Annotated in this window: 5 protein-coding genes and 1 pseudogene; 1 reads left to right on the top strand and 5 read right to left on the bottom strand. The window is 35.9% G+C overall.

Annotated elements, in window-relative coordinates:
- A pseudogene (locus tag L6Q46_RS12565) lies at positions 1 to 615 on the top strand (hypothetical protein); the annotation flags it as partial.
- 135 nt (positions 616 to 750) lie between these two features.
- Here the strand turns inward: L6Q46_RS12565 and L6Q46_RS12560 are convergent.
- The 5 genes from L6Q46_RS12560 to L6Q46_RS12540 form a co-directional block, all read right to left on the bottom strand.
- A complete protein-coding gene (locus L6Q46_RS12560; RefSeq protein WP_291284592.1) occupies positions 751 to 1,497 on the bottom strand; it encodes an Asp/Glu racemase in 747 nt (248 codons plus the stop codon).
- A 134-nt stretch (positions 1,498 to 1,631) separates the two neighbouring features.
- Positions 1,632 to 2,540: a fumarylacetoacetate hydrolase family protein gene (locus L6Q46_RS12555; protein ID WP_291284591.1), complete on the bottom strand. Its 909-nt coding sequence runs from the start codon at positions 2,538 to 2,540 to the stop codon at positions 1,632 to 1,634.
- A 55-nt stretch (positions 2,541 to 2,595) separates the two neighbouring features.
- The gene (locus tag L6Q46_RS12550; RefSeq protein WP_291284590.1) at positions 2,596 to 3,708 is read right to left on the bottom strand and encodes a cupin domain-containing protein; all 1,113 of its coding nucleotides are present in this window, start codon (positions 3,706 to 3,708) and stop codon (positions 2,596 to 2,598) included.
- Positions 3,709 to 3,746: 38 nt separating this feature from the next.
- Positions 3,747 to 4,727 carry a carbon-nitrogen hydrolase family protein gene (locus tag L6Q46_RS12545; protein ID WP_291265407.1) on the bottom strand — a complete coding sequence of 327 codons (981 nt, stop codon included), beginning with the start codon at positions 4,725 to 4,727 and terminating at the stop codon, positions 3,747 to 3,749.
- Between the two features lie 77 nt (positions 4,728 to 4,804).
- Complete coding sequence (locus tag L6Q46_RS12540) at positions 4,805 to 5,224, bottom strand: thioesterase family protein (protein ID WP_291284589.1); 420 nt, start codon at positions 5,222 to 5,224, stop codon at positions 4,805 to 4,807.
- Between the last annotated feature and the right edge of the window lie 142 nt (positions 5,225 to 5,366).

Genomic DNA, 5,366 nt, shown 5'->3' with positions numbered 1-5,366 from the left:
GGAGCAACAGGTCCGATGGGTCCACAAGGTCCAGCAGGAAATGATGGTTTAGACGGAGCTACAGGTCCAATGGGGCCTCAAGGACCAGCAGGTAACGATGGATTAGACGGAGCAACAGGCCCAATGGGTCCTCAAGGTCCAGCAGGAAATGATGGTTTAGACGGAGCAACAGGTCCGATGGGTCCACAAGGTCCAGCAGGAAATGATGGTTTAGACGGAGCTACAGGTCCAATGGGGCCTCAAGGACCACAAGGTCCAGCAGGTTCTCCAGCAATTATGGCATTCAGTTTTATGTCTAAAACATCAGATTACACAATTACTGCTGGTGACGCAACTAATAATCTTATCGTAAAAAATAGCAGTAACTCAGTTGTAACATTTACATTGCCAAGTGCAAGTTCAGTAGGAATAGGAAAAATGATTTATATTACATCTACTTCAACTTCAACACCACAATCAATCAATGTATTAACAGATGGAAGTGATTTGTTCTTCGGATTTTATACAACACCTTCTGGAACAACGGATATCTCTGCAACTACATTGTCTAACATTAGTTGGGTTCAATTAATTAGTGATGGAACAAGTTGGAATATTTTAGGAATGTATTGGTAATTCTTATAATCTTATTAGCTTATAAAAATAAAATTATATTTGTTGATAAGAATTTAAAAATTCAAAATAATTAATACAAAAAGCTACAATTCATATGAGTTGTAGCTTTTTTAATTTATACTATTTTAAAGTATTCTAATATTTCCCACTCAACAATTCACCTCCAATAGCTGATTTAGCTTCTATTCCTATTTTTTTCATCATTTCATAAGTTGTACAAACGGCTGCTGAAGTTACTGGGATTCCACATTCTGCTTGTATCAAATCAATAGCTTCTAAAGATGGCATTTGTACACAAGCTGAAGCTACTAAAACATCCACATCTGATAAATCCAGTTGTTTGTAGATTTCTAATAAATTCATTGGATTCTGAGCCGCAACTTCCAAATTATCTGGAATTTCTAAAGCAATACTTTGCTTCACTTTGATACCTTGATTTTCGATATAATCCACTACCATATCAGTTAATGGACGCATGTAAGGCGTAATAATCGAAATTTGTTTTGCACCTAAAACCTTCAATCCATTGATTAAAGCTCCTGCAGAAGTTACAATTGGAGTAGGGAAGTCATTCGCCACCGTTTCTTGATGTAAATTTACTTCCGATACGCAATGATAACCGCGTCCCATACTCATAATAGCTACTAAACATGCATATCCCATTACGTCAACATGTGCGTCTGATAATTCTTGAGCACATTTTAAACTCATGGCATCCATAGCTTCCAATTCTTCTTTGGTAACTTTTTTCATGCGCATTCTGCTGCTGTGAAAGGTGAAGCGTTCTGGTAAAATGGTTTCACGGGAGCGGAAAATTGCTGGTATTTCGGTTTCCATCGTTACGTTGGATGATGGAACTATTTGGCCTATTCTGTATTTCATTTTTATTTCTTTTTGGAACGCGGATGAAACGGATTGCTTACGCAAGCGCGAATAACCGCAGATTTTATTTTTGGAACACAGATTGAAAAAATTTTAATAATTACTTAAATTTCTTAAATCTGTGTTCGTTATAATTATATTTCTTTAATTGTATTTACTATTGTACCTATTCCCTCCACAGTAGCCTCAACTACATCGCCATCGTACATCCATTCTTGTGGGTCGCGACCGGCACCAACACCTGCTGGAGTTCCTGTTGCTATAATGTCGCCTGCTTCTAATGTGAAAACGGTACTTAAATCTTCAATCAAATCGTTGATGTTGAATAACATGAATTTGGTATTCGAATTTTGTTTTTCAACACCGTTTACTTTTAACGATAAATTCAAGTTGTGTGGATTTTCGATTTCGTCTCTTGTAACAATTACTGGTCCCATTGGAGCAAAAGTATCTTGTCCTTTAGAAACAATCCATTGGCCTTCTCTTCGACAATCACGCGCTGAAATATCGTTAATTACAGTGTACCCAAATACATAATCTAATGCTTCAGATTTTGGTACGTATTTTCCTTTCTTTGAGATAATTACTGCTAATTCACATTCCCAATCTAATTGAGAAGTCAACTTTGTATTTTTGATTATTTCGGTATTGGTAGCTGTAACTGTTGTAGGTGGTTTTGAGAAGATAATCGGTTTGGTTGGAAGCTTTCCAGTTGTATCTAAAGTACGAGCACTTTCTGCCACATGTTCTGTATAATTCAACCCAATTCCAATAATATTTTTTCTTGGTTTTTCGATTGGAGCCAAAATGGTTACTTCATCCATTTCATAAGCGATTTCTTCGAAGAAATTCTCAGGTGTTTCCGCAATCATTTCTGTTATTTCTGGGATAATTTCAAATCCCATATCGATTAATTCCAACATATCATTAGGTAACGGGAAATTGGAAACATCTCCAAAATCTTGCATGTCGATGACTTGGTTGTTATGAATAAAGCCTAAACGTGGCTCGGTGTCTTGTGTTTTGTAGGTAAGTAGTTTCATTTTTATTAATTTATTATAAAAGACTTGACCGTTGAGACAAGGCAATGCCTTTTCTTTACGATATTGATTGATGTCCGTTGTTTTCTGTTAATTCTCTTCCTTGGTATAATCCCAATCCTTCAATTACTGGTAAATCATTAAAATTAAAAAGGCAAGCATCTTCAGTATCAGAAAGATTGTGATGTTCGTGCCAAGCCCAACTCGGAACACAGAAAATATCTCTTTCTTTCCAATCGAAACGTTTTCCATTGATGATGGTGTAGCCTTTTCCTTTAGCGCATTGGTAAACAAAAGAACCTGTATGTTTGTGTGCTTTTCCTTTGAAACCTACTGGTAATAATTGCATCGCCGCTCCCATAGTTTGCATTACATGTCCGCCTGTTAATGGATTGGAATATTGCATAAAAATCCCATCAAACGGATTGACTTCATTCACTTTTTGTGCTTCTAATAACGCTGGGTAAACATTTTTCCAAGAATATTTGAAAAGCGGTGAATAAGGTTTATCCCAAGTTTTATCTGCTGGAATTAATCCCGCACAACCGTAAGTAATAGGCGAGAAGTTTAATGGTTTTACCAATTCTTGCTTGCCATCATAAACTGCATAATCATTTGCTTCTAAAGCATTCACTAACGGAATATCTAAACCGTCTTGCCAAATGCAGGTTTTTCCACCTTCTTCTACACCATGTTCGTGCCAAGTAGAGTTTGGTGTAATCACAAAATCATTCACTTCTAACATGATTTTATTGCCATCTACCACCGTATAACCTTTTTCGCCTTCCATAATAAAACGTAGGGCAGAAGCACGATGACGATGAGCCGAAGTAAATTCACCAGGACGAGTTACTTGAATTCCAGTATACAACCAACCCACAGCTGCTGAAACATCTTTCCGTTTGTCATTTACCAAATATACAACACGTCTTCCCGCTTGTTCTGGTGTTACTAATTCGGATGATTTTAGTACTAATTCACGTAAATGATCATATTTCCAAAGCATTGGAACAGATGTAGAACGAGGTTCCCAAGGTTCAATATCATTAGCGACTGTCCATAAAGCACCAGCACCAAGGGTTTCTAATTCTTTATAATACGCTTTTAGTTCGTCGGAATCCTGAACTCTTGCTCTTCCGTATTGGTCGTCTGAATAGTTGTTTGTTTCCATAGTAAGTTGTCTTAATACTTAATTCTCTAGTCTTAATACTATTTTTTATTAAATTCCTCGTGATTATCGATAAATGTGATTTTTCGAGTAGGAGCCGTGTTTACTCTTAAATCGAAAATATCAAATCGATTGTAATGTCCTAAAATATCGTGCATTTGCTTTGGTTGGATGCATTTTGCTAAGTCGATTTCGGCATAAACCATTCCTTCTTCGTCAATAAGTGGTTGTCCTATGACAGCACCATTCGGACCAATAAATCCAGAGAAAGCGGAACTTTTTCTATCTAACAATTCATCAACATTTGGAACATCGGCACGTAAAGCATCTTTAATTTCTTGCGAAACGGTCGAACAAGAAACAATTGTAAACAATTTCCCTTCAAACGAATGCGCAGCCGCACGAATTTTAATTGCTTCTGCCATATCGTAATCAGGTGGCGCTACGGGAAGTGAAATGTAATTCGCAATATGAATCAATTCGCCTTGAGAAAGTAGTGTAAAACGCGCTAAAGTATTCGTGTTTTCGCCACAAGCTAAGGTTCCGATTGGACCAATTTCTGTATTATACACTTTTAATGAAGAACCATCACCCGAAGACCAAGTTAGTTTTTCAGCCCATGTTGGGACTAATTTTCTGTGTTTTCCAACGATAACGCCTTTATTGTCGATGATTAAGTTGGTATTGTAAATTTCACCATAGCTTTTACCACGTTCGTTAATTCCCATTACGATATGAATGTCGTTATCTTTGGCAGCTAAGCAAAGTTTCTTTATTTCTGGACCAGCTACATCAACCGAATTTTTATATAATTCTTCGTACCATTTACTGCCTTGAACAGGCGTCATAATCCAATTCCAATACGGATATCCTGCGATAAAGACTTCTGGAAAAGCGATTAATTTTGCTCCGTTATTACTTGCTTCTTTAATGAAAGAAATGGCTTTATCAACTGTTTTCTCTACATTTAGAAATACAGGTGACGTTTGAACGGTTGCAGCTTTGAATTTTTTGAATTCCATTTGTGAATTTTTTTTTGGAACACAGATTGGAGAAATTTTTAAAATTTATAGAATTTCTTAAATCTGTGTTTCTAGTTTTATAATTCGTATTGCTTTATTTTTTGTTTCATTTCTTCTGTAAAAGGTTCGGCTTTGATACCGTTTCTCTCTAGATTGAAAGCTACGTTTACTAAAGTGACTTCGCCTTCTAAAACGGTATTTTCTGATTCATTGACAAACTGAAATCCGCAAAGTATTGACGAGTTTTTTAATTCTTTTACCCACAATTTTTTGGTTAAGATTTCGCCTAATCTTGCGGCATTTTTGAATTGAATTTTTAAATCAACCGTTGGAATACCATTGGTTTCGTGCATTTTTGAAAAAGGACGATCTAAGGCTTCTTCAAACCAATCTTCTACCAAGCAATTTAGCATTTCTAAAAATCTTGGATAGAAGACAATTCCAGCATAATCAACATGTTGGAAACGTACTTTTTCTTGTTTTGTAAATTGACTCATAATTTGTTTAAGATTTGGTCTAATTTTGAATTTATTTCTTCAAGACTAATATTACTATATTCTCTCAATCCCCAAAGTTTTCTTGATATTTCATCAATTTTAACGTTATCATCATAACTGTAACTTGAATAATCTGAGAAAT

This window comes from Flavobacterium sp. (assembly GCF_023151265.1).
Classification (GTDB): domain Bacteria; phylum Bacteroidota; class Bacteroidia; order Flavobacteriales; family Flavobacteriaceae; genus Flavobacterium.
The sequence above is the reverse complement of the archived record's forward strand: the minus strand, read 5'-3'. Positions and strand labels throughout refer to the sequence as shown.

Excerpts from the sequence above, each read along its gene's own strand:
- L6Q46_RS12540 (WP_291284589.1), bottom strand. The coding sequence starts at position 5,224 with ATGAGTCAATTTACAAAACAAGAAAAAGTACGTTTCCAACATGTTGAT.
- L6Q46_RS12545 (WP_291265407.1), bottom strand. The coding sequence starts at position 4,727 with ATGGAATTCAAAAAATTCAAAGCTGCAACCGTTCAAACGTCACCTGTA.
- L6Q46_RS12560 (WP_291284592.1), bottom strand. The coding sequence starts at position 1,497 with ATGAAATACAGAATAGGCCAAATAGTTCCATCATCCAACGTAACGATG.
- L6Q46_RS12550 (WP_291284590.1), bottom strand. The coding sequence starts at position 3,708 with ATGGAAACAAACAACTATTCAGACGACCAATACGGAAGAGCAAGAGTT.
- L6Q46_RS12555 (WP_291284591.1), bottom strand. The coding sequence starts at position 2,540 with ATGAAACTACTTACCTACAAAACACAAGACACCGAGCCACGTTTAGGC.